Below are 26,923 nucleotides of genomic sequence, written 5' to 3'. Positions count from 1 at the left end.
TGCGTTGAACCTGCCGGAATAAGCGGCTCGCGCGTGCGTTAGTTCGATCGAGCACGGCCACGCACGCGACGACAATGGCGCGCCAACGCGGCCCATGCGATCGATTGGAGAACAGTCATGATCTTGCTTTTGATTGCCTGGCTCGGCGGCGCCCTGACGATCGCGAGCCCCTGCATCCTGCCCGTCCTGCCTTTCGTGTTCGCACGCGCGGGCCAGCCATTTCTGCGCAACGGCCTGCCGATGCTGGTCGGCATGGCCGCGGCATTCAGCGCAGTCGGCGCGCTCGCCGCCGTGGGTGGCGGCTGGGCCGTCGCGGCCAACCAGTACGCGCGCTACGCCGCCCTCGCGCTGCTCGCGGTATTCGGGCTCGCCCTGCTGCTGCCCACGCTCGCCGAGCGCCTCACGCGCCCGCTCGTCTCGCTGGGCGAGCGGCTCTCAGCCTCTGCTGATGCGGCCCAGCACGGGCGCGCGAGCGTCGCGCCCTCGCTGCTGCTCGGCGTGGCGACCGGCCTGCTGTGGGCGCCGTGCGCAGGCCCCATTCTCGGCGTGATTCTGACCGGCGCCGCGCTGCAAGGCGCGAGCGCCCGCACTTCGCTACTGCTGTTCGCCTACGCACTCGGCGCGGCGTGCTCACTCGCGCTGGCGCTCGCCGTGGGCGGCAAGGTGTTCGCCGCGATGAAGCGCAGCCTCGGCGTGGGCGAGTGGATCCGGCGCGCGCTGGGTGTGGCGGTTCTCGCGGGCGTGGCCGCGATTGCATTGCATGTGGATACCGGCTTGCTTACGCGCGTCTCGCTCGCCGGCACCAATTAACTCGAACAGGACGTGCTCGACCGCCTCGCGCCCACGCGCACACAGGCGCTCGCACACGCCGACGCGCAACAGCCCACCGCACCACCCGCCGCCATCAAGACCTCCACGGCACAGTCCCAGGCGTTGCCCATCGAAGGCATGCTCCCCCCGCTCGACGGCGCGGTTCAATGGCTCAACTCGCCGCCGCTCACGGCCGCCGCCCTCAAGGGCAAGGTCGTGCTCGTCGACTTCTGGACCTACTCGTGCATCAACTGCCTGCGCGCGCTGCCGTACGTGAAGGCGTGGGCCGACAAGTACCGCGCCGCCGGGCTCGTCGTGATCGGCGTGCACGCGCCCGAGTTCGCCTTCGAAAAGGACATCGGCAACGTGCGCCGCGCGGTGGCCGAGCTCAAGATCGACTATCCCGTCGCCATCGACAATAACTATGCGATCTGGCGCGCCTTCGGCAACGAATACTGGCCCGCGCACTATTTCATCGACGCGCAGGGCAATATCCGCCATCATCACTTCGGCGAAGGCAACTATCAGGAATCCGAACAGGTCATCCGCGACTTGCTCACGCAGGCGGGCGCGCGCAATCTGCCGGGCGGCTTCGTCACCGACACGGCCACGGGTGCCCAGGCCGCGCCCGACATGAACGCAATGGAGTCGCCCGAGACGTATCTGGGCTACGAGAAGGCGCATGGCTTCGCCTCGCCCGGCGAGCCTGTCGCCGACGCCCCGCACCGCTACGCCGCCGGCCCGCTGGATCTGAATCAATGGGCGCTCACGGGCACGTGGACGCTCGGCGCCGAGCACACGGACCTCGACCACGCGGGCGGCAGCATCGTCTATCGCTTTCATGCGCGCGATCTGCATCTCGTGCTCGGCCCCGCCGCCGACGGCCATCCCGTGCGCTTTCGCGTGACGGTCGACGGCGCCGCGCCGGGCGCGAACCACGGCGCCGATGTCGATGCGAACGGCGACGGCGTGGTGACGGAGCAGCGTCTCTATCAGCTGGTGCGCCAGCATGGCGAGATTGCCGATCGCACCTTCGAAATCCGCTTTCTCGATCCCGGCGTGCGTGCTTATTCGTTCACGTTCGGCTAGAAGCGGTGGCGGATGCCCGCCGTGATGCGCGTTTGGCTCACCTGCGGCGCGGGCGTCGCGCAGTCAGCCGACCTTTGCGGTTTGCGCCGCCGGAATATGACGGCGCACCATGGCAAGCGCTAACAGCACGGCCGCCATGGCGGCGCCGAGCATCAGCAGATAGGCCGACGCGCCGCCCGCGGTAATGACGGCCGCGCCCGCGAACGCGCTGAGAATCGCACCGACGCGTCCGAACGCGAGCGCCGACGCCGTACCGGTCGCGCGCACGCTAGTGGGATACACGTAGGCGCACAATGCATACATCGTCGATTGCACCGCGTTCACGAACAGCCCGTGCAAGCCGAGCCCGAAGATCAGGAGCCCTGTGTGCTGCGTGGCGCCCACGCCGAGCAGTATCCAGGCGCTCGCCGCACCGCCCGCGCAGCACAGCAGCAACGGCCAGCGCGAGCCGTAGCGTGTGATCGCGAGCGCACAGGCGAGCGCGCCGATCACGCCGCCCAGGTTGTAGGCGCTGAGTCCGTAGCCCGCGAGCGAGACCGAAAGCCCTTCGGCCGTGAGCATCGAGGGCAGCCAGCTAAACGCGCTGTACACCGCGAGCAGGCACATGAAGAATGCCGCCCAGATCGCGGCGGTATCGCGTTCGCGGCCGTCTCGAAAGAGCGCCGTAAAGCCGACATGCTTTTCCGCTTTCTGCTCGCGCACATCGGTGAACGTGGCGTCCGGCGCGACTTCGCGCGCCATGCGGCCGAGCAGGCGGGCCAGCTCGGGCCAGCGGCGGGCGCGGCGCGCAAGAAAGCGCGGCGACTCGGGCAAAGCGGCGAGCAGCGCGACCGCCAGCACGAGCGGGAGCACGCCGCCCGCGACGAACAGGCCGCGCCAGCCATAGACCGGCAACACCTGTCCCGCGAACAGTCCCGCGAGCATGCCGCCGAGCGGCACGCAGACGATTGTCGCCGTGACCGCGAACGTACGGTTGCGCGCGGGTGTGTACTCCGCGGTCATCGTCGTCGCGCTGGGCAGCGCGCCGCCGATGCCGAGCCCCGCCACGAAGCGCAGTGCGGCAATCGTCGCGACGTTCGGCGCGAGGCTGATCGCGCAGGTGGCCACGCCGAACACGAGCACGCTGCCGATGACCGCCCAGCGCCGACCGAAGCGGTCGGCGAAAAGTCCGGCAACCGCGCTGCCAATGCCCATGCCGACGAGGCCCGACGCTACCACCGGCGCGAACGCATTGCGCGTGACGCCCCATTCCTTCATGAGCGTCGGAATCGCGAAGCCGATCAGTTGGCCGTCGAAGCCGTCGACGACGATCGACAGCGCCGCGAGCACGACGACGAACTTCTGGAGCAGCGTGAAGGGCCCGTCGTCGAGCGCATGGCCAATGTCAACGGTCCTGCCGTCGAGCGCCACATTCCCGCGTGAGGTCACGCCCTCCGTGGATACGTAGTTCATCGAAATGTCTCCATGTCTTGTTATGCGCCCGTGAGCGCTTTCCGATGCTTTGTGGATCGCGTCAGTATGGCCGCCCGCGTGCGCGCCGGGCATTGCCTCGTTACGCAAAAGTCATGACGTTCGGGCATGACTTGCCCCTCTTGCCCCCTCTTGCCCCCTCTTGCCCCTCTTGCGCGCCATGCGTCCTCCGACGCACGGATTCGGGGCGCAGGCTCAACGCGCGAGTTCAATGTGAATTGCGCGCCTCCACGAGCCGCACGAGATGCAGCAAGGTTTCCGTGCACGGCGCCGCGATGGGCACCGCCCGCGCCGCCGCGACGACCGCGCCGTTGATCGACTCGATCTCGGTCTTGCGACCCGCCAGCACGTCCTGCAACATCGACGGCCGATGCGCGCGATGGTGCGCGAGCGCGTGCAATACGGTTTCGCCGATATGCGATTCGTCCACGGCCACGCCGTGTGCGCGCGCCACGCCGGCCACCTCCGCCACGATCTTCAGCGCAAGTGTTTCGCCGTCCGGCACGTTCGAAAGCTCGCCCACCGTGCACTGCGTCACCGCGCAGAGGCTGTTGAGCGCCGCGTTGAACGCGACCTTCTCCCAGATCGCGCTCCACACGTCGGGGTCGGCCGTGCATTGCAGGCCTGCTGCGTTCAGGGCGTTCACGATGCGCGCGAGGCTCGCGCTCGCCGCACTGTCCGCACTGGTGTCGCCCGCCGCGCTCATCATCCGGATCGCGCCCGCGCCGTGCGAATCGACCCGCCCCGGTCCCGGCTTGTCGGCGGGCCAGGTCGTCATGCCCACCATGATGCGTGCGCGCGGCACGCTGCGCTCGAGGCGCTCGACATTTCCAAGGCCGTTCTGCAGCGAGAGCACCGCCGTTTGCGCTCCGAGCAGCGCCCGCGACGCGGCGAGCGCGGCCTCCGTATGCATCGTCTTGGTAAAGACGATCAGCAGCTCCGGGGCGTGCGCCGCCTGTTCGGGGCGGCATGCGCGCAGATTCCTCACGACACGCTCGCCCGCGTCGGTGACAAGACTGAGGCCGTCGCGGCGGATCGCGTCGAGGTGCGCGTCGTCGATATCGACGAGCGTCACGTCGTGCCCCGCCTCGGCCAGCAGTCCGCCAAAGAGCGAGCCCATCGCCCCCGCGCCCAGAATCGCGATTTTCATAGCTTCACTCATTTCGTCATCCTGATCAGAATGGATAGTGGCGCGGCCCGGTCTGCAGCGTGACCCAGCGTAAATCGGTGAATTCGGCGATACCCGCCTTGCCGCCGAAATGCCCAAAGCCGCTCGCCTTCACGCCGCCGAACGGCATCTGCGCTTCGTCATGCACGGTCGGCCCATTGATGTGGCAGATGCCCGACTCGATGCGTCTCGCCACGTTCAGCGCGCGCGCCGTGTCACGGCTGAACACCGCCGCGGAGAGCCCATACTCGTTGTCGTTCGCGCAGGCGATGGCGGCCTCTTCGCCGTGCACGCGCACAATGCCTTTCACGGGCCCGAACGATTCCTCGTGATAGATGCGCATGGCGGGCGTCACGCGGTCGAGCAGCGTGGCGGGCATGAGCGTGCTCGTGGCCTTGCCGCCGCACACGAGCGTCGCGCCGCGTGCGAGCGCATCGTCGATCAGCGCGTTGCAGCGCTCGACGGTGCGCATGTCGACAACCGACCCGAGCACGACCGCCCCGCCCTCGCGCGGATCGCCTAGCGGCAAGGCGCGGGCGCGCTCGCCCAGCTTGTCGACAAAAGCGTCGGCGATGCTTTCGTCGACGATGATGCGCTCCGTGGACATGCAGATCTGCCCTGAATTCGCGAACGCGCCGAAGACCGCCGCGTCCACGGCCGCGTCGAGATCGGCGTCGTCGAGCACCACGAGCGGCGCCTTGCCGCCGAGCTCTAGCACGGCGGGCTTCAGATGCCTCGCGCAGGTCTCGGCGATGATGCGCCCCACGCGCGTCGAGCCCGTGAAGTTCACGCGGCGCACGCGCGGATGCGCGATCATCGCGTCGACAATCTGCGCGGCGTCCTCCGGCGCATTCGTCACGAAATTCACGGTGCCGCGCGGCAAGCCCGCCTCCTGCATCGCCTCGATGATGAGCCCGTGCGTGGCAGGACAAATCTCGGAGCCCTTGAGCACAACCGTATTGCCGCAGGCGAGCGGCAGCGCGATGGCACGCACGGCGAGAATCACCGGCGCATTCCACGGCGCCATGCCAAGCACGACGCCCGCGGGTTGGCGCACGCCCATCGCCAGGCTGCCCGGCACGTCGGAAGGAATCAGCTCGCCCGCGATCTGCGTGGTGAGCGCGGCCGCTTCGATCAGCCCCGCCGCGGCGAGGTGGACGTTGAAGCCGGCCCACAGCGCCGATGCGCCGGTTTCGGCGGCCATCGCGGCCGCGAAGGCATCGGCTTTGGCCTCTAGCGCATGCGCGGCCTTCGTGAGCAGCGCGCGGCGCTCGCCGGGCCCGAGCACGGACCACGCAGCAAACGCGGCGGCGGCGGCATCGACGGCCGCAAGGGCGTCGGCGACGGTCGCGGCGGGCGCGCGCGACGCCACTTCGCCATCCAGCGGATTGCGGCGCTCGAAGGTGGCGCCGTTGCGTGAGCGCATCGGCGCGCCGTCGATCAGCATCGACACGGTCTTCATAGTCTGTCTCCTTTCTCGAACTGCTTAGTGACAATCGTGAGGCATGCCTGAGGATCTCAGGCGAGGACGATCTCGACGAGCGCGGGGCCACTCGCGACGAGCGCCGCGCGCAGCACGCCGGCGAGATGCGCCGCTTCAGTCACGCGCACGCCGGTGCAGCCCATACCCGCCGCGAGCGTCACGAAATCGAGGCCTGGCAGATCGGTGCCCTGCACGGGATCCTCCTTCGCGAAGCCGAACACGGGTGCAAAGTCCTGCAACGCGGCATAGCGCGTGTTATTCAGGATGACGAACGTAATCGGCAGATTCATCTGCACGGCGCTCCAGATGGCCTGGATCGAATACATGCTGGATCCGTCGCCGATCAGGGCGGTCACGCGCTCGCCCGGCCGCGCCAGCGCCACGCCCACCGCTGCGGGCATGCCGTAACCGAGGCCACCGCTGTCCATCGTGAGGAACGTGCCTGCGCGGGCCATCGGCAGATAAGCCTGCATCACCGGGCGCGCGCTTGGCGCCTCCTCCACGACGATGCCGTGCGGATCGCGCACCTCGGCAAGCGTCTGCAACGCGAATGCGACCGACATGCGCTCGCCCGCCGCTTCGGGCGGCAAGGCGCGCGGCGGCAGCACTCGCGGCGCTGGTAACTCGCGCGCGCAAGGGGCGGTCGGCGCGGGGCGCGCGAGCAGGTCCTGCACGCCGAGCCGCACATTGCCGACCGCGATGAGGCCTTCGGGCGTCCATGCGGCCACGCCGGGGTCGTCGATGAGCTGGCACAGTTGCGCGCCCGGCGGGACGTGCGGCCCTTGCCCCTCGACGTGATATGTGAACGCGGGCGCGCCAATCGCGAAGATCGCGTCGTGGCCGTCGAGCAATTCGACAATGCGCTCGCGCATGGCCGGCAGAAAACCCGCGAAAAGCCGATGCGTTTCGGGGAAGCTGCAGCGGCCCGTCATGGGAGCCACGAAAACGCGCGCGCGATGGCGCTCTGCGAGTTGCACGACGTCCTCGGCTGCACCCGCGCGGTCGACGGCCCCGCCCACCACGAACGCGGGCCGCTCGCACGCGTCGAGCAACGCGCCGATGCGCGCCATCATCGCGGGCTCAGGGCGCGTCGTGCAAGCAAGCGCGCGCGACGGCACGGGGTCGGCCGGCTGATCCCAGTCGTCGACTGGAATCGACACGAACACAGGACCGCGCGGCTCCTGCATCGCGATGGAATAGGCACGCGCAATGGCGAGCGGCACGTCCTGCGCGCGCGCGGGCTCGATGCTCCATTTCACATAGGGCTTGGGAAGCTCGGTCGCCTGCGTGGCGGCGAGAAACGGATCGAAGGGCAGGATCGAGCGGGCCTGCTGGCCCGCCGTGACGACGAGCGGCGTGCGGTTGCGAAACGCCGTGAAAATATTGCCCATCGCGTTGCCGACGCCGGCCGCCGAGTGCAGGTTCACGAGCGCCGCGTTGCCGGTGGCCTGCGCATAGCCATCCGCCATCCCGACGACCACGGCCTCATGAAGCCCGAGCACATAACGGAAATCGGCGGGAAAGTCGCGGAACATCGGCAGCTCGGTCGAGCCGGGGTTCGCGAAGACCGACGTCATGCCCACGCGGCGCGCGAAGTCGATCACCGCGTCGCGCACGGTCCACGCCGCCGTGGCCCCGGCCGGGGTCGTATTGCCGGTATCGCCGGTATTGCCGGAGCGCTGCGCCCCTTCCTGCCCTGAATTCTGTTGCGGCGCGCTGCCTGTCATGCGAGGCCTCCTTTGAGATGGGCGCGTTTGATTGACGAGCCATTATCGATGCGCCTCGGGTAACCACAAATTGCCGAATTTGCGAAAAGGCATTACGTTCAGGCATGACTTACAACCTCCAGCAACTCCATGCCTTCGCAACCATCGTCGCCTGCGGCAGTCTCGGCCGCGCCGCCGACACCCTGCACATCACGCAGCCGGCGTTGAGCCGCGCGATCCGCCGTCTCGAGGAGCAGGTGGGCGCGCCGCTCTTCGAGCGGCATTCGCGTGGCATGCATCTGACCGCCGTGGGTGAAGCGCTACTGCCGCATGCCATTCTCTTGCAGCGCGAAGCCGAGCAAGCGCGCGAGGAGATCGACGCCATGCGCGGCCTCGCGCGCGGCACGATCCGTGTGGGCGCGGTGGGCAGCATCGCGAGCCTCGTGCTGCCGCTCGCGGTGAGCGGCGTGCTCGCGAAGTGGCCGAACCTGCGCGTGGAAATCATCGAAGGCGTGTGGGACCGGCTCGCCGACGCACTCGTCAAACGCGAGATCGATCTCGCGCTGAGCATGGTGGTGCCGGACACGGATGAGATTGCGGCCATTGCCGATTGCCGCTGGGAAGACGCGAGCTACGTGGTGGCCGCGCTCGACCATCCGCTGCGCAGCAAGCCCGGCCTCACGCTCGCCGACACGCTCCACGAGCAATGGGCCATCCCGCCGCGCGGCACGGGGCCGTTCGAGCACATGCAGCAGGCGTTCGCAGCGCTTGGGCTCGGTTTGCCCAATGTCGTCGTCGAGACGCGCTCGATCACGGTGCTCAAGAGTCTCGTCGCGCGCTCGGGCTTTCTGAGCTGGATGGCCTCGACGATGTATGTGACCGAAAGCAAGGCGGGCGTATTCGATACGCTCGACATGCCCGGCGTGGTGGGACGGCGCACGCTGACCGCGTTCCGGCGCCGCCAGGGCATCCTGCCGAGCCCTGCCGTCAAACTGCTCGAACAATTGCGCTTGTTGACGGCCGAGGGCGTGTAGCGTCGTGTCCGCGCGCGAACGGGCGAGGCCTGCCATCGAGTCGCGGCGCGAGCTGGCGAATGCACCGCGTCGCTATGTTCGCGCCGGGGTCGTTGCGGCCCGCGCGAGCAGCACCTCGCGGTCGCGCGCGTTCTGCGTGAGCGCAGCGGCGCGCTCGAATTCGGCGCGCGCCTCGCTCGCGCGGCCCAGTTTCGCCAGCAGATCGCCGCGCGTGGCGGGCAGCCAGGGGTAGTGGCGCAAGGCGGGCGCCTCGCACAGCATGTCGACGATGGCGAGCGCCGCTTGCGGCCCGTACGCCATGCCGACCGCCACCGCGCGATTGAGTTGCACCACGGGAGAAGGGTCGATGCGCAAGAGCGCGTCGTAGAGCGCTACGATGCGCATCCAGTCGGTTTCCTGCGTGCTCGGCGCGCGCGCATGGCAGGCGGCGAGCGCGGCCTGCAGCGCGTAGGGGCCGAGCGTTGCGGTGGCGCCCCGTTGCGCCGATTGATCTGCCGACAGCACCGCCATTTGAGCGGCCGTATGAGCCGGTGTTTGAGCCGGCGTTTGAGCGCCCGTTTGAGCAGGCGTTCGAGGCGTCGATTGAGCGCCCGTTTGGGCCGGCGTTCGAGGCGCCGATTGAGCGCCCATTTGAGCCGATGTTCGGGGCGCCGACTGCGCGCCCAACAGCGCCACAGCTAGCGCCGCACATTGCTCCGCACGCGCGAGTGCGGCAAAGCCGCGCCGGATCAGCAGCGCATCCCAGCGCGCACGGTTCTGGTCGGCGAGCAGCACGGCGCGGCCTTGCCTGTCCACCCGTGCAGGCAAGCGGGACACCTGCAGCTCCAGCAGCGCTGTGAGCCCATGCACTTCGGATTCCTCAGGTACCAGTTCGCCCAGCATGCGGGCGAGGCGCAGCGCTTCTTCGCAGAGCGCCGGCCGCATCCAGTCGGCGCCCGCCGTCGCCGCGTAACCTTCGTTGAAAATCAGGTAGATGACTTCGAGCACCGAAGCGAGCCGCGCCGCACGCGCTGCCTTGTCCGGCACCTCGAACGGCACTTTCGCTTCAGCGAGCGTGCGCTTCGCACGCACGATGCGCTGCGCGACAGTGGCCTCGGAGACAAGAAACGCGCGCGCGATCTCAGCCGTAGTCAGCCCGCCCAGCAGGCGCAACGTGAGCGCCACGCGGCCCTCGCGCGGCAGCACCGGATGACTTGCCACGAACAGGAGCCGCAACAGGTCGTCGCCGATCTCGTCTTCGCGCGCGGCGTCCAGCGCCTCAACAAAGTCGGGCGCGAAATGCGCCTCGAGCGCTTCGAGGTCCGCGCCCAGCGCTTCGTGTGCGCGCGCATGCGAGGCGGCCCGCCGCAAGCGGTCAAGTGCGCGGTGCTTCGCGGCGGTCATCAGCCATGCTCCCGGGTTGGCGGGGATGCCGCTCGCGGGCCAGCTTTCGAGCGCCGCGACGAGCGCGTCCTGTGCAGCATCCTCGGCGAGGCCCACGTCGCCCAGCAGGCGAGCGGCGTGGGCGATCACCTTTGCGGATTCGATGCGCCAGACCGCGGCGATCGCGCGGTGCGTCGCGGCATGTCCAGCGGCATCGTCATGCCCGTGGCTCTCTGGGCCCTCGGGGCCCTGCTCATGCATCACGCGCCGTGCGCCCCTTTCTCCACCGCCTCCGGCGACATCCACATCAGTTCCCAGATGTGCCCGTCGGGGTCTTCGAAGCTGCGGCCGTACATTGCGTCGCCGCAGTCCATCGGCGGGCGCTTCGAGCTGCCGCCCGCCGCCAGCGCCTTTTCCACGAGCGCGTTGACTTCGTCGCGCGACTCGCACGAGAGGCACACGAGCACTTCGGTCTGCTCGCGCGCGTCGACGAGCGCCTTGTCGGTGAAGGTGCGCATGAAGTCGGTGGTGAGCAGCATCGCGAAGATGTTCTCGCCGATCACCATGCAGGCGGCCTGGTCATTGGTGAATTTGGGCTCGAACGTGAAGCCGACTTTGCCGAAAAAGTCCATCGAGCGCTTCAGGTCGCGCACGCCCAGATTGACGAAGATGTGCTTGTGCATAATCGTGTCCTTTATAGATTACTTCGGATTGCCTGGTGGTTGAGTGAGTGGATTGCTTACTTGGCATTGCTCCCGACTTCGAGCTTGCGAAAGCGTTCGATGCCCTCGCACGGCGCGAAATCGTCGAGTTCGAAAAGTTGGCGCACTTCGATCTCGCCATCGGCGTGCTTGCCGAACGGCGCCGGGAAGCGCCGCGCCCATTCGAGCGCTTCGTCGCGCGAGCGCACCTGGATCAGCGTGTAGCCGGCGATCAGCTCCTTCGTCTCGGCGAACGGCCCGTCGACGATGGCGGGCTTGCCGTCGGTGTAGTGCACGCGAAAGCCGCGCGCGCTCGGTTGCAGGCCCGAGGCGTCGAGCAGCACGCCCGCCTTGGCCAGTTCCTCGTGGTAGGCGGCCATCTCGGCGAACATCTCCGGGTCGTCGGGGGTCTCGCCGGATTCGCTCATCGCGTTGGCGCGCACCATGATCATGAATCGCATTGCTTGCTCCTGGCTATGTGAGGTAAAGGAGGCGACATCGTTTCGATGCGCTCACTCATACGACGCGCAACGCCCACGCAAATCGACATCGCCCGACAATTTTTTTGCGCTCCCCAGGGAAACTACCTGGAAACGTGCCGGTTGTCAGTCTTCAGGCGGCTCGCGAAAGCACGGCCCGGTCTCGCGCACCTCGACACTCGCCCACTGCGCCGCCGGGCACTCGCGCGCGATGGCGAGCGCCTCCTCGCGCGTTGCGCTATTGATCAGAAAAAAGCCGCCTATCATTTCCTTGACCTCCGCGAACGGGCCGTCGAGCACGCTCGCCCGCCCTTCGCGCACCTGCACGCGGGCAGCCTCCTTGTCGGAGACCAGCGATTGTGCGTCGAGCAGCACGCCACGCGTGGTGAGGTCGTCGGCGAAGCGCAGCATGCGCGCGTAGAGCGCCTCGCCTTCGGCCTGGGTGCGCGCCTCGCGCTGACCGCGCGGCTCGGTGATGAGCAGCATGTATGCCATGAAGTGCCGATTCCATTGAGTGAGTGCATTGCGGGCGCTCGAAGTCCATGGGCGCGCCGGTGAAAGCAACCGAAAGCATAGCGCAGGAAAACGACACACCCTTGGAACTCGCCCCCGCTCCGGCAACGCCGTGCCGGAGGCATGCCCGCCGGGTGCCGGGATTTCCCCAGGCTGACACGTGGCGCTTTCCAGCATTAAATAAATCAACTTGATTTATTTAGTCGCCAGCAACCCCTGCTGGCGTAACCGGAGGAGACACGTGAGAAGTCCGCATGTCGGTCAGGGCAGCAACTCGGCCAATGTCCGCCGCTTCAACGAGCGCCTGCTGCTGCAGGCGCTGCGGCGCGCCGGCGAGGCCTCGAAGGCCGATCTCGCCCGCCTTGCGAATCTCACCAGCACGGCCGTGGGCAGCATCATCACATCGCTCACGGAAAGCGGGCTGATCGAGATGAGCGGGCGGCGTCTGGACGGTGGACGCGGCCAGCCCGCCTCGCTCCTGCGCCTTTCGCCGCGCGGCGCATTCGCCATCGGCGTGCGTCTGGACCGGACCAACATCGAAACCGTGCTGGTGGACTTCGCGGGCCAGATGATCGAGCGCCGCTCGCACGACATGCTGCTGCCGCCGCCCGCCCTCGCGCAGGAAATCGTCCAGCAGGATATCCGCGAACTCTCAGGATTGCTCAGCAAGGCCGAGCGCAGCCGTCTCGCGGGCATTGGCGTGGCACAGCCGTACAACCTCGACAGCTGGATGCGCGAGCTGGGCCTGCCCGCCGACACGTTCCGCGTGTGGAGCGACGTCGATTTCGCGGGCCAACTGAGCCAGGCGGTCGGGCTGCCCGTGTTCAGCGAAAACGACGGCAACGCCGCCGCCATCGCCGAGATCTTCTACGGCTGCGGGCGCCAGCGCGATGACTTCCTCTATCTCTTTCTCGGCCCGGCGATTGGCGGCGGCATCGCCATCGACGGCGACTGCGTGCGCGGCCTCACCGGCAACGCGGGCGACTTCGCTGTGATGCCCGTGCCGCCGAGCGCCCTGCCTTCGGCGCCCAAGCCAGCGGCCAAGTGGGACATCCTGCTTTCGCGCGCCTCGCTCATCGCGCTGCGCCGCCATCTGCAATACCACGGCGAGAAAGTGGAAAACCGCGCCGATATCGAGGCGTGCATCGCGCGCGGCCATCCGGCGGTCGAGGAATGGCTCGAGGACTGCATCGACGCGCTCGCGCCCGCATTGCGCTCCGCGCTGTGCGTGCTCGACGTGCCGGCCGTGGTGCTCGACGCCGACGTGGACGCGGGCCTCATCGACACGCTCATGCAGCGCCTGCGCGTGGCCGTGGCGGCCACCGCGCCTGAGGCGCGCGGCACGCCCACGCTGGTGCGCGGCACCTTCGGCCCCGACGCGGGTGCGCTCGGCGCCGCCACGCTGCCCATGTTCTACAACTTTTCGCCACGTGCGGGCATCCTGATGGGCGCCGGCGCACAAACGCAGGAGACGAGCCATGTCGCGCTCTGAATCGACGCCCCCGCTGCTGGAAATGCGGGGCATCAGCAAGACGTTTCCCGGTGTGCGCGCGCTAGACAAAGTGCGCCTCTCGGTCTGGCCCGGCGAGGTGCACTCGCTGATGGGCGAGAACGGCGCGGGCAAATCCACGCTCATGAAGATTCTCTCGGGCGCCTATCAGGCCGACCCTGGCGGCGAGATCCTGCTCGACGGCAAGACAGTCGTGATCGACGGCCCGCTCGCCGCGCGCGAGCTGGGCGTGGCCGTCATTTACCAGGAACTGAGCCTCGCGCCGAATCTTTCCGTTGCCGAAAACATCTACGCGGGCCGTGAGCTGCGCCGTGGCGGCGGCCGCTTCGGCATGGTCGACCGCGCCGCCATGGAGCGCGGCTGCGAAGACGTGCTCAAGCGCCTGGGCGCCAGCTTCTGGCCCACGACGCTGGTGGGTTCGCTCTCGATCGCCGAGCGCCAGCTGGTGGAAATCGCACGCGCCGTGCATAGCGACGCACGCATCATCGTGATGGACGAGCCCACCACGCCGCTCTCCTCGCGCGAGACCGAGCGCCTGTTCAAGCTCGTGCGCCAGTTGCGCGAGGACGGGCTCGCGATCATCTACATCAGCCACCGCATGGCCGAGATCTACGAGCTCTCCGACCGCGTTTCGGTACTGCGCGACGGCAGCTACGTGGGCACGCTGATGCGCGACGAGCTCAGCGCGGAAAGCCTCGTGAGCATGATGGTTGGCCGCGATATTTCGGGCTTCTACAAGAAAGAGCATGCGCCCTATGACCCCGGCAAGGTGGTGCTCACCGTGCGCGACGTGGCCGACCACAACCGCGTGCGCGGCTGCAGCCTCGACCTGCATTCGGGCGAGGTGCTGGGCATCGCGGGCCTCGTGGGCGCGGGCCGCACCGAGCTTGCGCGCCTCATCTTCGGCGCGGAGCCGCGTGCGCGCGGCGATATCGCCATCGACGGCCGCACGCTCACCGTGCACGGGCCGCGCGACGCCATCGAAGCGGGCCTCGTCTATCTGACCGAGGACCGCAAGCATCAAGGGCTCTTTCTCGACATGAGCGTGCGCGACAACATCAACGTGTCCGTGGCCGGGCGCGACGCGCGCTTCGGGGTGCTCGACCTCGCGCGCGGCTCTTCTCGCGCGAAGGATTCCATCCGCGCGCTCTCGATTCGCGTGCCCAGCCCCCGCGTGAATGTAGGCGCGCTCTCGGGCGGCAATCAGCAGAAGGTGCTGCTCTCGCGCCTGCTGGAAACGAAGCCGCGCGTGCTGATCCTCGACGAGCCGACGCGCGGCGTGGACATCGGCGCGAAGTCGGAGATCTACCGCATCATCAACGACCTCGCCAGGACCGGCGTGGGCATCATCGTGATTTCGAGCGAACTGCCCGAGATCATCGGCGTGGCCGACCGCGTGCTCGTCATGCGCGAAGGCGAATTCGCCGGAGAACTGGGCGGCTACACCGGCAAGCCCATCACCCAGGAAGCCATCATCGAACTCGCCACCGGCTCGCAAGGCGCGCTGGACGAGGCCGCCTGATTCTGACGCAAGCGTCGAAGAGATATTGAGGAGCACTACATCATGAAGAGCATTCTTCCCCGCCATGGCGTTGCAGCGTCGCCCGCGCAACCGGCCCAGGCCACTCGCAGTACCGCCGTCGACGGCCATCGCGCACGCGTGAAATCGATCATGCGCACGGCGGGCATGCTGCCCGTGCTCGTGCTGCTGTGCATCGGCTTCGGCTTCCTGACCGACGGCTTCGCCACGCTGCAGAACCTCTCGATCGTCACGCAGCAGGCGTCGATCAACATCGTGCTCGCCGCCGGCATGACCTTCGTGATTCTCACGGGCGGCATCGACCTCTCGGTGGGCTCGATACTCGCCGCATCGGCGGTCGCGGCCATGCTCTGCTCGAACATCGCGGGCTGGGGCTGGCTCGGCATTCCCGCCGCGCTGGGCGTGGGCCTCGGCTTCGGCCTCATCAACGGCGCGCTGATCTCGGTGCTGCGCCTGCCGCCCTTCATCGTCACGCTGGGCTCGCTCACTGCCGTGCGCGGCATCGCTCGCCTGATGGGCCACGACACCACCCTCTTCAACCCGGAACTGTCGTTCGCCTTCATCGGCAACGGCACGGTGTTCGGCGTGCCCTGGCTCGTCATCATCGCGCTCGTGGTGGTGGCCGTCTCGTGGTTCGTGCTGCGCCGCACGGTGCTCGGCCTGCATATCTACTCGGTGGGCGGCAACCCCGAAGCCGCGCGTCTCTCCGGTATCAAGGTCCGCGGCATCGAGCTGTTCGTCTACGCGGTCTCGGGCCTGCTCGCCGGCCTCGGCGCGGTGATGTCGGCCGCCCGCCTCTACGCCGCAAACGGCCTGCAGCTCGGCCAGTCGTACGAACTCGACGCCATCGCCGCGGTGATCCTGGGCGGCACGAGTTTCGTGGGCGGCGTGGGCTCGATCGTCGGCACGCTGATCGGCGCGCTCATCATCGCGGTGCTCTCGAATGGCCTCGTGCTGCTCGGCGTCTCGGACATCTGGCAATACATCATCAAGGGCCTCGTGATCGTCGGCGCTGTGGCGCTCGACCGCTATCGCCAGCGCGGCTCGGCGCGCACCTGAAAGCGCTCACGGACCCGCGTCCGGAACCCGAAACTTCCTGGTTAAAAGCGGGCGCAGACGGTCCTCCTGCACCCGCACCGCTCCACACACAACTGGACCCCTCTGGAGACGTACTCATGTTCAAGAAAAAGGCTGCATTCGCGGTTCGCGCCGCTGCCGCACTCACGCTTGGCTTCGCCCTGCAAGGCGCGCACGCCGCCGACAAGCAACTGAAGTCGATCGGCATCACCGTAGGCTCGCTTGGCAATCCTTACTTCGTGACCATCGTGCAGGGCGCGGAGGCAAAAGCCAGGCAGCTCAACCCGAACGCGAAAGTCACGGCCGTGTCCGCCGACTACGACCTGAACAAGCAGTTCACGCAGATCGACAACTTCATCTCCGCGCACGTCGACATGATCCTGCTGAACGCCTCCGATCCCAAGGCGATCGAGCCGGCCGTGCGCAAGGCCCGCGCCGCGGGCATCGTGGTGGTGGCCGTGGACGTGGCTGCCGCGGGCGCCAACGCCACCGTGCAGACCGATAACGTCAAGGCCGGCCAGATCTCGTGCGAGTACCTGTCGAAAAAGATCAATGGCAAGGGTAACGTGATCATCGAGAACGGCCCGCAGGTCTCCGCCGTGATCGACCGCGTGAACGGCTGCAAGCAAGTGCTCGCGAAGTCGCCCGGCATCAAGATCCTCTCCGACGACCAGGACGGCAAGGGCTCGCGCGAAGGCGGCATGAATACGATGCAGGGCTATCTCACGCGCTTCCCGCAGCTTGCCGGCGTGTTCACCATCAACGATCCGCAGGCCGTGGGCAGCGACCTGGCCGCGAAGCAACTGCACCGCAACGGCATTGTGATCACCTCGGTGGACGGCGCGCCCGATATCGAATCGGCACTGAAGACCGACACGCTCGTGCAGGCTTCGGCAAGCCAGGATCCGTGGAAGATGGCGCAGACGGCCGTGCAAGTGGGCTACGACATCATGAATGGCAAGAATCCCGCCAATCCGATGATCGAGATGACGCCACAACTCATTACGCGTGACAACGTCAGCAGCTACAAGGGCTGGACCTCGCCGCACTGAGCTTTAGCTCCCCCACCTGCTCCTCATGTTTCAAGCGGGCGGCTGCGATAGCCGCCCGTTTTTTTTGAGTCAGTGCCGCGCCGTCACCGCCGGGTCGGCGGACACCTCGCTCCCGGCGCGGCTGTACCAGCGGCTGAAGACGTCGGCCGGCATCGGCTTCGCGTAGAGGAAGCCCTGAATGTAGTGCGTGCCGCGTGCGCGCAGATACTCGAACTGCGCCTGCGAGGCCACGCCCTCGGCCACGAGGCGCGCGCCCAGGCTGTGCGCGAGGCCAATGATCGCATCGAGCACGACGGCGCTGCGCCCCTCGGCATCGATCGTCAGCACAAAGCCCCGGTCGATCTTCAGGATATCGAATGGAAATTTCTCGAGATACGAGAGCGCGCAGAAGCCCGTGCCGAAGTCGTCGATCGCCACCTGCACGCCCTCGGCGCGCAATGCCTCCAGATTGCGCCGCGCATGCTCGGTGTTGCGCATGATCGAGCGCTCGGTGATCTCCAGCACCGTCTGGATCCGGCGTCCTGCGATCACGCCCATGAAGCGCCGCACGTCGGGCAGCAGATCCGCGCCCGAGAGATGCTCAGGCGCGAAGTTGATGCCCAGGTGAAAGCCGGGCCGCGTGCCCCACAGCATGACGTCGCGCGCAATCAGCTTCAGCAGATGCTGCGTGAGCGGCACGATCACCCCGTCTTCCTCAGCGCCGGGAATGAACTCGTCGGGACGCACCGCGCCCATGCCCGGTCGGACCCAGCGCAGCAGCGCCTCGGCCCCTTCGCACCGCCCCGACTCGACGCCATAAAGCGGTTGATACTCGACATGGAATTCGCCCGCGCGCATCGCGCGCAGCAACTGCTCGCGGCGCGACTGGCGGTTGCGCTGCGCGCGGTGCACGAGCCACGCGAGCAGCCCCGAGAACGCCGCGACCCACGGCATGTAGCGCAGGAGCAAAGCGCCCCATGCCTTGTTCAGGTGCGCGGGCTCGCCGTAGAGGCGCAGATCGATCACGCTGCTGGCGAACAGCTTGCGTGTGTCGGCGACGACCGGGCTGGAGGCTATCGGGGCATCGCCGCTCGCCTCGCGCAGCGAGGTGCCGGTGCCTACGCGCAGCTCGGCCTCGCGATACGCGGAAAGCGGCGCGGCCGCGTGCAGCAGGTCGAGCAGATATTGCGAGTCGACCACGGCGATGACGGCGCGTGCGCCCGGCGCACGCACGCCCACCAGCAGCGCCGGGCGATCGGTCACCATCGGCGTGCGGGGCACGATCGCGAGCCAGTCGCCGCGCGGCATGCGCCCGTCGCCGGCCGTGAAGACGTGTGCCGCGATCGACTGCTGGCCGAGCGCCGAGGAGCAGGCGAGGCGGTCGCCATCGACGATATTGAGCGTGCGAATATAGGGCTGAGTGGCCGTGCCGAGCGTGAGCGCGGCCGCAAGCTTCGAGCACGGCTCGGCCGCGCGCGGCACGAAGCCCTGTGCCGCATCGCGCGCGCGCCCGACAATCGCCATGACCTGATTGACGACGAAGTTGGAAGCGAGCTCGGCCTCGCTGCGCACGAGGCGCGCCGCTTCGTAACGCGTGAATGCCACGCACAGCAGCACCGGCAGCGCCGCGGCGAACACCATCACCCCGACCTGCGAGGCGCGCGCCCAAATGCGCCTCGCGCTGGACTGCGCGCTGGGCTGCAATTTCGGCGACGCCCTGGAATCGAACTCCGGCAAATGCGCCTCCCTGCCACCAGGCGGCGGCCTCCAGCGACACCCTTTGAGCGCAGGCGACGGCATGCGCCGCGAACGCGGCAAAGGCCGCCGGGCCCACCGGCACACGAAAAGTATCGACCTGCCGGAACGTTACACCAAGGGTCAGAATGAAGAGCTGACCGTGCCGTGCACGGACGCCGCCCGCTCGCCGGAAGCGGCGCGGCTCAGGCGCACTCGATGCGGTTACGCCCGTCCTTCTTCGCGCGATAAAGCGCGACGTCGCTGCGCGAGAGTGCGGCTTCGGCGCTTGGGTCGCCGGCGTGCATCTGGGTGACGCCGATGCTGACCGTGAGCGCCACCGTGCCGGCCCCGCACTCGAGCGGCTCGCGCGCGATGCGGTCCTGGATGCGGCGCGCGAGCGCGCACGCGCCGTCGAGATCGGCGCCGTCCAGCAAGACCGCGAACTCCTCGCCGCCGATGCGCCCGGCCACGTCGCCCGCGCGCAAGTGCATACGCAGGACCCCGGCGAAATGGCGCAAGGCTTCGTCGCCTACTGCGTGGCCGAAGCGGTCGTTGATCGACTTGAAATGATCGAGGTCGCACATGAGCACGGCCATGCCCGCGCTGCTCGCCCTGCCCGCGCGGCGCAACAGCGCGTGCTGCGCGTCGAGCCGCGCCATGAAGTGGCGCCGGTTCGCGAGGCCCGTGAGGCCGTCGGTCGTGGCGAATTCGTGCAGCTCGGCCTCGATGCGCTTGCGCTCCGTGACATCGGTAATGAAGCCGTGCCAGACGATGGTGCCGTCGGCGAGGCGCTGCGGCTTCGCATCGCCCTGCCGCCAGCGCAGCCCCTGGCGCGGCAGGCACACGCGGTATTCGAGGTGCCACGGCGCGAGCGTGGCCGCAGAGGCCGCGAACGACGCACGCCAGGCTTCAAGATCGTCGGGGTGGATGAGCGCCTCGAGCGCGCGCGTGTGCGCCGCGACTTGCACCGGCGCGAGCTCGTAGATCTCCGCAATACCCGCACTCGCGTAGGGAAAGCACATGTGCCCGTCCGGCGTGCGGCGGCACTGAAACACGAGGCCCGGCACCTCGTTCGTGAGATTGGTGACGAGGCTGGCCGACTCGCGCAGGCGCTCGGCCATCTCGTGCATCGACGTCACATCGGTCGTGGTGCCGATCATGCGCAGCGCCCGGCCTTCGCCGTCGCGCGCGGTGACCTTGCCGCGGCTGCAGATCCATTTGTAGCTGCCGTCCTTGCAGCGGATGCGGTGCTCCACTTCGTACTGATCGGTGCGGCCTTCGAAGTGGGCCTGCATCGTCGCCTTCACGTAGTCGAGGTCGTCGGGATGCAGGCGCTGGTAGCTGTCTTCGATGCGGTTGGTCACCTCGTCATCGGCATAGCCGAGCATCGCTTTCCAGCCTGTGGAATAGCGGATTTCCCCGGCGGCCACATCGCGGTCCCAGATGCCCGTGCCGCTGCCCGCGATGGCGAGCGCGAGCAGACGCTCGCGGGCGCGCAGCGCTTCGAGCTCTTGATACAGCCCGGCTTCGGGCAGCGGCGATGCGGCGATCGCACCATGCGCGGCTTCGTGCGCGCCCTGCGCTTCGATGATCGTTTCCTGCGCCGCCAGCGCCGCGATCACGCGCGCGAAGTCGTCGAGGCTTGCGCGTTGCGTGAGTGACAGCTCGCGCGGTGCATGGTCGAGCAGGCACAGGCTGCCCAGATGATCGCCATTCGCGCCGGAGAGCGGCCACGCGGCGACGAAGCGCAGCGGCAGCGCGCTCGCCCGGGACAGGCACGCCTGCCATGCGGGGTCCGTCCCGAGATCGCTGATGATCAACGGCTCACCCGCGTTGGCGATGTCGCGTGGCTCCAGCGTGCCGTTTGTGCCGATCGTCTGCTGTGCACGCCGGATTTCGAACAGCGCCTCGCGCAACGGCGCCGCAACGCCCGACGTGACGACGCCCATCACCTCCACACCGGCGCCAGGCCAAACCGGCGCGCCCGCCGCCGCATCGCCGGGCAGCACGCACGCAGCCGCCACGGCGAAATGTCGGGCGACGAGGCGCATCAGCGCATCCAGCAGGGAATCGAGACTGCTCGCGGCGCTCGCCCCCGCGCCTTGCTCGCCGAGCGCGCGGTCGTTGCCATGCGCGTCGCAGGCCGGCGCCGTGGGCGGGACGATCGTGGGTTCGTCGGCAGGCTGGGGAACGGGCATGGCGCGCGCGGTGACAAGGAAGTCGGGCGCCCAGTATACAGTGCGCATTTTTCACCCGGCCGGCACGCGACAGATCGAGCCGGGCTGAGCGCCGGCATTCGTTGCAGACGCATCAGAACGCGTCGCATCGCCACCGCGATCGTGACGCATCCGGACGCCGCGCGAGGCAGACAACGCGTCTTCCGGACGATTGCCGTCCACGCTCGCGCGGCACGCGCTTTTCACCTTCATATCGACCTGATCGTCCATCAAATCGTCACACCGCGAAGCGCAGGAGAAGCGCGCGCCAAGCGGTAAAAACGCAGTCAAAAAGCAGTCCTGAACCCGACGCCAGCCTTTCCGTTCGCTACCGGACAAACCCTCCCCCCCACTCTGCGCGCCGTGTGACTACACTATTTTTGACGGCGCCCGCTTGCATCACAAATGCATTCCGGCCTGCGCCCGTCAGCACGATTGCCACTGGGAGGTGTGCTGTGCTCCGCCTGATTTTCGCCCGCACCTCGCGCCCCGCGGCCGCGCTCACGCTGGCGCTCGCCAGCACTTTTTGCCCTCCGGCCAACGCGGCGACACCCGTCCCGCCGCCCACCGGATCGAAGACCAACCCCCCTGCCACAGACAAGCCCGCTGCGGTGAGCCCGGCCGAGCGCGACACCGCCTTACGCGCGAGCGTCACTCCCGCTGCCATGGCGACACCGGACTTCTTCTCGCTCGCCGAGCGCTACGGTCCCGCCGTCGTGCACGTGATCGCACGCGGCACCGACGATCAGACCGCGCCGCCCGAGCAGGAAGCCATCGACGCCGACGACCCGTTCTTCGCGTTCTTCAAGCGCGTGCCGCAGCCGCCCACCGACGGCCAGCCCCGCGCCCCGCGCGCGATGACGGGCGTGGGCTCCGGCTTCATCGTCAGCCGCAACGGGCTCGTGCTCACCACGGCGCACGTCGTGGACAACGCCGAAGAAGTGACCGTGCTGCTGACCGACAAGCGCGAGTTCAAGGCGCAGGTGGTCGCCGTCGATCCGCAGAGCGACGTGGCCGTGCTGCAGATCGAGAACGCGCACAATCTGCCGTTCGTGAAGCTCGGCGATTCGTCGAAGGTGCGCGCAGGCGAGCCGGTGCTGTCGATCGGCTCGCCCGACAGCTTCCAGAACACCGTGACGACGGGCATCGTCAGCGCCACCTCGCGCACGCTGCCCAACGGCAGCGCGTTCCCGTTCCTGCAGACCGATGTGGCGGTCAACCCCGACAACTCCGGCGGGCCGCTGTTCAATCGCGCGGGCGAAGTGATCGGCATCGACGTGCAGCTCTACGCCGACAGCGGCCACTACGAGGGCCTGACGTTTGCGATTCCGATCGAAGCGGCGAACCAGTTCCGCGCGCAGTTGCAGGCTGCGCTCAAGGCGGCGCCCGCTGCCGCCGCCGCTGCCGCCGCCACTGCCGACCCAGCCGACGCAGGCGGCTTGGGCAATGCCCGCACGACCCGCACCTTCGGCATGCAGGTCGAGGACGTGAGCCCGGGGATCGCGGCGGCGCTCGGCTTGCCGCGCGCAAGTGGCGCCCTCGTCGACACCGTCGATCCGGGCTCGCCGGCCGCTGTTGCGGGCGTGAATGCCGGCGACGTCATTATTCGGGTGGGCGACAAGCCGGTCGACGGGGCCGCTGCGCTCGCCGAACAGCTCGCGGCCGTGCCGCCTGCCACGAAAGCCTCGCTCGGGGTGATCCGCAACCGGCAGCCGGCGCAGGCGGGCTTCAAGAACGCCGCCGTCGAGCCGAAGACGGCGCAAACGAAAAAGGTGAGGAAGGCGGTGCCGCTGGCACCGGCGACACAGGCGGCGCAGGCAGCGCAGCCGGCACAAACGACACAAGCGGCACAAGCAGCACAAGCAGCACAAGTTGCGCAGCCGGCCCAAGTAGCCCAGGCGGCGCGGCCTGCAGCAACCGCAGACGCGCCTGCCGCGCCGAACGTGGTCGCCGTGCCAGCCGTCGCCGCCACGCCAGCGGCAGCCGATGCGGCGGCCGTGAACGACGTCAGGGCCGTGAAAGCGGTGATGACGGACGCGAGCCCCCAACCCGCCGCCGCCCCGGCGCCGGGCCACGCCGCCGATCGGCTCGGCCTCATCATGCACGCCCTGACCGAGGACGAGAAGCTCTCGACCGGGCTTCCGCTGGGGCTGATGGTGGACGAGGCGATCGGCCCCGCCGCGAAAGCGGGCGTGCGGCCCGGCGACGTCGTGCTGACGCTCGACGAAACGCTGGTCGAAACGCAGGATCAGGCCGCAGCCCTCGAGGCAAAGGCGACGAGGAGCATGGAGGTGCTGATCCAGCGAAACCGTGCTCGCAGCTTCGTTGCGGTGAAGCTCAGGTGAGGATGCGGCGCACGAAGCCCTTCATTGCCGATTGCTACATGAGGATACAAAGCCGCGCGGAATAACTCCTGCGCACGGTGTGTTCGTGTCTATGTCGGCCGCGTTGAATCGAACGACTCGATTGCGGCCGCAAGACCCATCCACACGATCAGGAGTTCGAAATGTCTATCCGTCGCGTATTGCTTGCCACGTTCGTCGCCGCCGCCTCCATGGGCGCCATCGCCAGCGCTTCCGCCCAAGGCCTGAGCCGCGATCAGGTCCGCCAGCAGTTGAACGACACCGAAGCCAACGGCTCGCGCTTCGTCACCGATGCGTCGTACCCCGACGTCAGCCCGGTCTTCGCGAATCAGGTTGCGCAAAGCGCAGCGCCGCACGCCGACAGCGGCAGGGGCATGCCGACGGCCGGAACGAGCGACTCGGGCGCGCCCCATATGGCCTGCGTGGGGCCGGTGAGTTTCTGCAACATCTACGCGGGAAGTTGATGCGCGAGAAGTCGATGCGCAAACGTCCAGTGCGTGCAACGGCGATACCCCGCTCATGGAGAGCGGGGTATCGCCGTTGGCATGCGAATATCGCGAACGGTCAGGGGCTTGCGCAGAGGAGCCGCTTACGCATGCTCAGCGGCACGCTCAGCGCGGCGTCAATTGCGCGTAGACATCGTGGGCGAGCTGCAGCAGCACCTTGCGGTCGATACCGCCCGACAGCGCATAGCCAAAGTCGCCATCGATCCAGTAGAACACGTTCACGGGACCGTCCTGATAGAGCTTGAACGCAGTCGTGTTACTGCTTGCCTTGCGGTGCGAGATGCACAGCGTCACGCGTTCGCCCTGGGCGTTGTGATACATGAACTGCGCGACATCGCCGTCAGCGCCTGGCAGCAAACGCCCGCCCGAGAGCTCGAAGCCGCTCTTTTCCAGCATCGGCGCATGCACGTTGGTGCCGAGCCGGTTCGCGAGCCACTGCACGAAGTCCTGCTCCTGGCGCGCGCCCATCGAGTCCGGCCGCTCCACCTCGGGCATGTAGACCACGTGCGCGAGCGCGGCCTCGTGCACGAAGCTCATGGTGGAGTCCGCGCTCACCGTATGCAGTTCTGCATGCGGGTCGCCGCGGCCCGCTGCGCCGCCCAGCATGTCCGCGCCGTAGTGCGTGCCCCAGCCGATGCCCACGCCCATGACCAGCGCCGCCGCGAGGCCCGCGAACTTCGGCCAGTTTGCGGCTTCGCGCGCGTGGCGCCTGGCCGGCCCAGCGGATTCGGCATGTGCTGCGGCTGCGGATTCGACGCGCAGACGCGCGGGCAACGGTTCGCTCAGCACACGGTCGTAACGCTCGTGCAGCAGATTGTTTAGCGCGAAGAAGTCGCTCGCGCGCGCCGCAAGCTCCGGATTGCGTTCAAGCTCGCGCTCGACGTCCGCGCGGCGTGCTTGCGCCAGCGTGCCGTCCACGTAGGCGTGGATCTCGTCTTCGGTCACGGGGTTATGTTGCTCGCTCATCGCACCACCTTCAGATTCGCACGCGGGACGGAACCGGCCATGAGCGCGCGCAGGCGCTCACGCCCTCTCGAAAGCCGCGACATCACCGTACCGATGGGGATGTCGAGTGCCAGCGCCACGTCGGCGTAACTCATTTCCTCCAATCCAACCAATAGCACCACCTCGCGCTGCTCGACCGGCAGCCGCTGCAGCGCAAAGTCGAGATCGCGCACCTCGAGCGTCCCGGTCTGGGTCGCGGGCACCGCGTAGTCGGTCTCGGGCACGCTCTCGTCGTCCACGCTCACGTGCGTGCCGCGCGCCGCCGACTTGCGCACCTGATTCACGAAGAGGTTGTGCATGATCGTGAAAAGCCAGGCGCGCAGGTCCGTGCCCGCGCGAAACAGCGCCGTGCGCCCGAGCGCGCGCTCGAGCGTGTCCTGCACGAGATCGTCGGCGAGCTCGCGGTTATTGACCAGCGCGCGCGCATAACGCCTCAGGCGCGGCACGTGTTCTATCAGCTCGTCACGGATGTCCATGTTCCATCCTCGCCGTCCTCATCTGAGCGCTCATCGTGGGGGCGCCTCATTCCCGGCCGCAGCCTCGCGGGCCGGCTGCTCCTGCGAGGCGAGATCCGCCGCGCGCATCAGGCCGCGCGTCTGCGCATCGCCCGCCAGCACCCAGCGCTCGCCATGCCCGGTCCACCCGAGCAAGCGCAGATTGCCGACGCGCCGGGCGCTCCATTGCGGCTCGGCATGCGCGAACCACGCGCGCGAGGCGAGCAGCACGACCGGCTTGCCTTCACCGTTTTCGTAGACCCAGCGGCCGGCTCGCGCGAAAAGCCCGAGTTCGACCGTGCCGGAAGCCACGAGCCGCAAGCCCGCCGGCGCGAGGTCGAAAGGCGCGGGGACGCTGGCCGGAGGCACCGGCACGAGCGAATCGGCGAGCGGCGCGCCGGGCGAATCCTGCGCGGACGCCGCTGCGTCGGGACCGTTGCCGGTCTCCATGAGCGCCATCACCGCCGCGTCGTTCAGTACCTGGGCACTGGGCTCGGAAACGGCAAGCCACGCCAGCGCCGCGCCGGCCAGCAGGCAGGCGAGCGCAAGCGCGGCAGCCCGGGGGCGAGCGACGCCACCAGGCGCGGCCCTGCGTCGACGCGCCGGCGCGGGCCGCCGCGTTTCGGACAGCGCTTCGGGATCGTGTTCAGCCTCGCCGAATGAGTGACGAAGCTGGGCATTGAGCCGCCGGTAGAACAGGATCCGATGCCATTCGCCGGGGCGCGCCGCCAGGTAGCGGCGCACACGCGCGATCCGGTCATGCGCCAGCGAACCGTCTGTGTAGGCGTGGATGTCGCCTTCGGATACCGGCCGCTCGTCGTGCAGCCTCTGCAAAGCCATGATATGCCGCCGCGTTGGTTGGAGACGATCAACTAACACGCGCGCCTGGGCGCTTATTCCGCGCGGGGCCCAATTTTATGGCTTGCGATGGGTGCGGCTTTGCGCTCGCGGCTCCGGGTATGCGCGCGCGCTGCTAAGGCCACGCCCTCCTCGCAACGCATCGCCCTGCAGCGGCCGTCCTTTGCCGGGTATCAGTTAGATGCGTCTTTTTCGCAATCTTATGCATTTTGAATCGTCGGATCGGCTGTATTTCGGAGTTTTCTCCTGTTCAAGCTAATACACCCTCTTTCAGGATAGATATCTGCGGGTGGTGGGGTCTGCCGCCCTCGCATCGCAGAGTCTCTCTTCGGAAGGAAGCGGCATATGAAGGACGCAGTGACAGGACGTGAGGTGGCACAGCTTGGCGACACCACCGATCACGGCGGCGAGGTCATCCAGGCCGCGTTGAATCTCACCCATCGGGGCAAACCGGTCGCGCTCGACGGGCATCTCGTCAGGTGCCCGAAGTGTGGCGGCGATTTCGCCATCGTCGCGACGGGCAAGCGCACGCATGGCGGTGTGCGTGTGGCGTTCATTGGCGATCAGACTGCATGCGGTGCCACGCTCGTGAAGGCGGCAGCATGAGCACGCGATCGGGACCACTTGGACGATATCGCATGCTTGGCATGCGGGGTCGCGCAATTCCTGAGCGCGAAATACTCGGTCAAGGCGGCGCATTGCTGCATGAATCATCGTTGATTCCCCGGCGTATATCGGGTCACGAAGGGATTGGCTGTCTCTTCGAGTATC

General features: G+C 68.0%; 21 protein-coding genes and 2 pseudogenes. 9 read left to right on the top strand and 14 right to left on the bottom strand.

Annotated elements, in window-relative coordinates; genetic code table 11:
• The first annotated feature begins 117 nt into the window (after positions 1-117).
• Positions 118-1,899, top strand: a pseudogene (locus tag EYW47_RS20170) (cytochrome c biogenesis protein DipZ).
• Between the two features lie 63 nt (positions 1,900-1,962).
• Here EYW47_RS20170 and EYW47_RS20165 read toward each other — a convergent pair.
• From EYW47_RS20165 to mdlC, 4 genes are all read right to left on the bottom strand, one after another.
• On the bottom strand, positions 1,963-3,351 hold the full coding sequence (locus EYW47_RS20165) for an MFS transporter (RefSeq protein WP_133196613.1): 1,389 nt from the start codon (positions 3,349-3,351) through the stop codon (positions 1,963-1,965).
• Positions 3,352-3,577: 226 nt separating this feature from the next.
• Positions 3,578-4,519, bottom strand: coding sequence for a ketopantoate reductase family protein (locus EYW47_RS20160; RefSeq protein ID WP_133196612.1), 942 nt, complete (start codon positions 4,517-4,519; stop codon positions 3,578-3,580).
• A 25-nt stretch (positions 4,520-4,544) separates the two neighbouring features.
• Entirely contained in the window at positions 4,545-5,999 is a 1,455-nt protein-coding gene (locus tag EYW47_RS20155) for an aldehyde dehydrogenase (protein WP_133196611.1), read from the bottom strand.
• A 56-nt stretch (positions 6,000-6,055) separates the two neighbouring features.
• On the bottom strand, positions 6,056-7,747 hold the full coding sequence (mdlC, locus tag EYW47_RS20150; protein WP_133196610.1) for a benzoylformate decarboxylase: 1,692 nt from the start codon (positions 7,745-7,747) through the stop codon (positions 6,056-6,058).
• 104 nt (positions 7,748-7,851) lie between these two features.
• Here mdlC and EYW47_RS20145 point away from each other — a divergent pair, with 104 nt between their 5' ends.
• Positions 7,852-8,760 carry a LysR family transcriptional regulator gene (locus EYW47_RS20145; protein ID WP_133196609.1) on the top strand — a complete coding sequence of 303 codons (909 nt, stop codon included), beginning with the start codon at positions 7,852-7,854 and terminating at the stop codon, positions 8,758-8,760.
• Positions 8,761-8,832: 72 nt separating this feature from the next.
• Here the strand turns inward: EYW47_RS20145 and EYW47_RS41920 are convergent, their stop codons facing one another.
• The 4 genes from EYW47_RS41920 to EYW47_RS20120 form a co-directional block, all read right to left on the bottom strand.
• On the bottom strand, positions 8,833-10,383 hold the full coding sequence (locus tag EYW47_RS41920) for a sigma-70 family RNA polymerase sigma factor (RefSeq protein WP_240763830.1): 1,551 nt from the start codon (positions 10,381-10,383) through the stop codon (positions 8,833-8,835).
• Positions 10,383-10,805, bottom strand: a complete 423-nt coding sequence (locus EYW47_RS20130; protein ID WP_028217525.1) for a VOC family protein — start codon at positions 10,803-10,805, stop codon at positions 10,383-10,385. The genes EYW47_RS41920 and EYW47_RS20130 overlap by 1 nt, the downstream gene beginning before the upstream one ends.
• A 56-nt stretch (positions 10,806-10,861) precedes the next feature.
• Positions 10,862-11,284 carry a YciI family protein gene (locus EYW47_RS20125; protein WP_133196608.1) on the bottom strand — a complete coding sequence of 141 codons (423 nt, stop codon included), beginning with the start codon at positions 11,282-11,284 and terminating at the stop codon, positions 10,862-10,864.
• Between the two features lie 144 nt (positions 11,285-11,428).
• Positions 11,429-11,797 (bottom strand): YciI family protein, encoded by a 369-nt coding sequence (locus tag EYW47_RS20120; protein WP_133196607.1) that lies wholly within the window; start codon positions 11,795-11,797, stop codon positions 11,429-11,431.
• 259 nt (positions 11,798-12,056) lie between these two features.
• Here EYW47_RS20120 and EYW47_RS20115 point away from each other — a divergent pair, with 259 nt between their 5' ends.
• From EYW47_RS20115 to EYW47_RS20100, 4 genes and pseudogenes are all read left to right on the top strand, one after another.
• Entirely contained in the window at positions 12,057-13,307 is a 1,251-nt protein-coding gene (locus EYW47_RS20115; protein ID WP_133196606.1) for an ROK family transcriptional regulator, read from the top strand.
• Positions 13,294-14,847 carry a sugar ABC transporter ATP-binding protein gene (locus EYW47_RS20110; RefSeq protein ID WP_133196605.1) on the top strand — a complete coding sequence of 518 codons (1,554 nt, stop codon included), beginning with the start codon at positions 13,294-13,296 and terminating at the stop codon, positions 14,845-14,847. Before EYW47_RS20115 ends, EYW47_RS20110 begins: the two co-directional genes overlap by 14 nt.
• A 117-nt stretch (positions 14,848-14,964) precedes the next feature.
• Positions 14,965-15,924 (top strand): annotated as a pseudogene (locus EYW47_RS20105) (ABC transporter permease subunit); the annotation flags it as partial.
• A 116-nt stretch (positions 15,925-16,040) separates the two neighbouring features.
• On the top strand, positions 16,041-16,994 hold the full coding sequence (locus EYW47_RS20100) for an ABC transporter substrate-binding protein (RefSeq protein ID WP_133196603.1): 954 nt from the start codon (positions 16,041-16,043) through the stop codon (positions 16,992-16,994).
• Positions 16,995-17,063: 69 nt separating this feature from the next.
• Here EYW47_RS20100 and EYW47_RS20095 read toward each other — a convergent pair whose 3' ends face one another.
• The 3 genes from EYW47_RS20095 to EYW47_RS20085 all read right to left on the bottom strand — a co-directional run bounded on the left by EYW47_RS20095 (position 17,064) and on the right by EYW47_RS20085 (position 21,157).
• Positions 17,064-18,710, bottom strand: a complete 1,647-nt coding sequence (locus EYW47_RS20095) for an EAL domain-containing protein (protein WP_165976624.1) — start codon at positions 18,708-18,710, stop codon at positions 17,064-17,066.
• 203 nt (positions 18,711-18,913) lie between these two features.
• Positions 18,914-20,908 carry a sensor domain-containing diguanylate cyclase gene (locus EYW47_RS20090; protein WP_240763814.1) on the bottom strand — a complete coding sequence of 665 codons (1,995 nt, stop codon included), beginning with the start codon at positions 20,906-20,908 and terminating at the stop codon, positions 18,914-18,916.
• A gap of 51 nt (positions 20,909-20,959) precedes the next feature.
• On the bottom strand, positions 20,960-21,157 hold the full coding sequence (locus tag EYW47_RS20085) for a hypothetical protein (RefSeq protein ID WP_133196601.1): 198 nt from the start codon (positions 21,155-21,157) through the stop codon (positions 20,960-20,962).
• A 224-nt stretch (positions 21,158-21,381) separates the two neighbouring features.
• On the opposite strand from EYW47_RS20085, the gene EYW47_RS41915 reads away from it, so the two are divergent.
• Both EYW47_RS41915 and EYW47_RS20075 read left to right on the top strand, forming a co-directional pair.
• The gene (locus EYW47_RS41915; protein WP_240763813.1) at positions 21,382-23,271 is read left to right on the top strand and encodes a trypsin-like peptidase domain-containing protein; all 1,890 of its coding nucleotides are present in this window, start codon (positions 21,382-21,384) and stop codon (positions 23,269-23,271) included.
• Positions 23,272-23,432: 161 nt separating this feature from the next.
• Complete coding sequence (locus tag EYW47_RS20075) at positions 23,433-23,753, top strand: DUF4148 domain-containing protein (protein WP_133196600.1); 321 nt, start codon at positions 23,433-23,435, stop codon at positions 23,751-23,753.
• A 147-nt stretch (positions 23,754-23,900) separates the two neighbouring features.
• Here the strand turns inward: EYW47_RS20075 and EYW47_RS20070 are convergent, their stop codons facing one another.
• From EYW47_RS20070 to EYW47_RS20060, 3 genes are read right to left on the bottom strand one after another with little or no spacing between them, the layout of a single operon-like run.
• A complete protein-coding gene (locus EYW47_RS20070; RefSeq protein WP_133196599.1) occupies positions 23,901-24,761 on the bottom strand; it encodes an anti-sigma factor family protein in 861 nt (286 codons plus the stop codon).
• Positions 24,758-25,276, bottom strand: a complete 519-nt coding sequence (locus EYW47_RS20065) for a sigma-70 family RNA polymerase sigma factor (protein WP_133196598.1) — start codon at positions 25,274-25,276, stop codon at positions 24,758-24,760. The genes EYW47_RS20070 and EYW47_RS20065 overlap by 4 nt, the downstream gene beginning before the upstream one ends.
• Before the next feature lie 30 nt (positions 25,277-25,306).
• On the bottom strand, positions 25,307-26,134 hold the full coding sequence (locus EYW47_RS20060; RefSeq protein ID WP_133196597.1) for an anti-sigma factor family protein: 828 nt from the start codon (positions 26,132-26,134) through the stop codon (positions 25,307-25,309).
• A gap of 363 nt (positions 26,135-26,497) precedes the next feature.
• Between EYW47_RS20060 and EYW47_RS20055 the strand changes: the two genes are divergently transcribed.
• Entirely contained in the window at positions 26,498-26,758 is a 261-nt protein-coding gene (locus tag EYW47_RS20055; RefSeq protein WP_133196596.1) for a PAAR domain-containing protein, read from the top strand.
• Positions 26,759-26,923 lie beyond the last annotated feature (165 nt).

The sequence above is a fragment of the Paraburkholderia silviterrae genome (assembly GCF_004353915.1).
Taxonomy (GTDB): domain Bacteria; phylum Pseudomonadota; class Gammaproteobacteria; order Burkholderiales; family Burkholderiaceae; genus Paraburkholderia; species Paraburkholderia silviterrae.
Note: the sequence above shows the minus strand (reverse complement) of the source record. Positions and strands in the feature narration are given on the sequence as shown.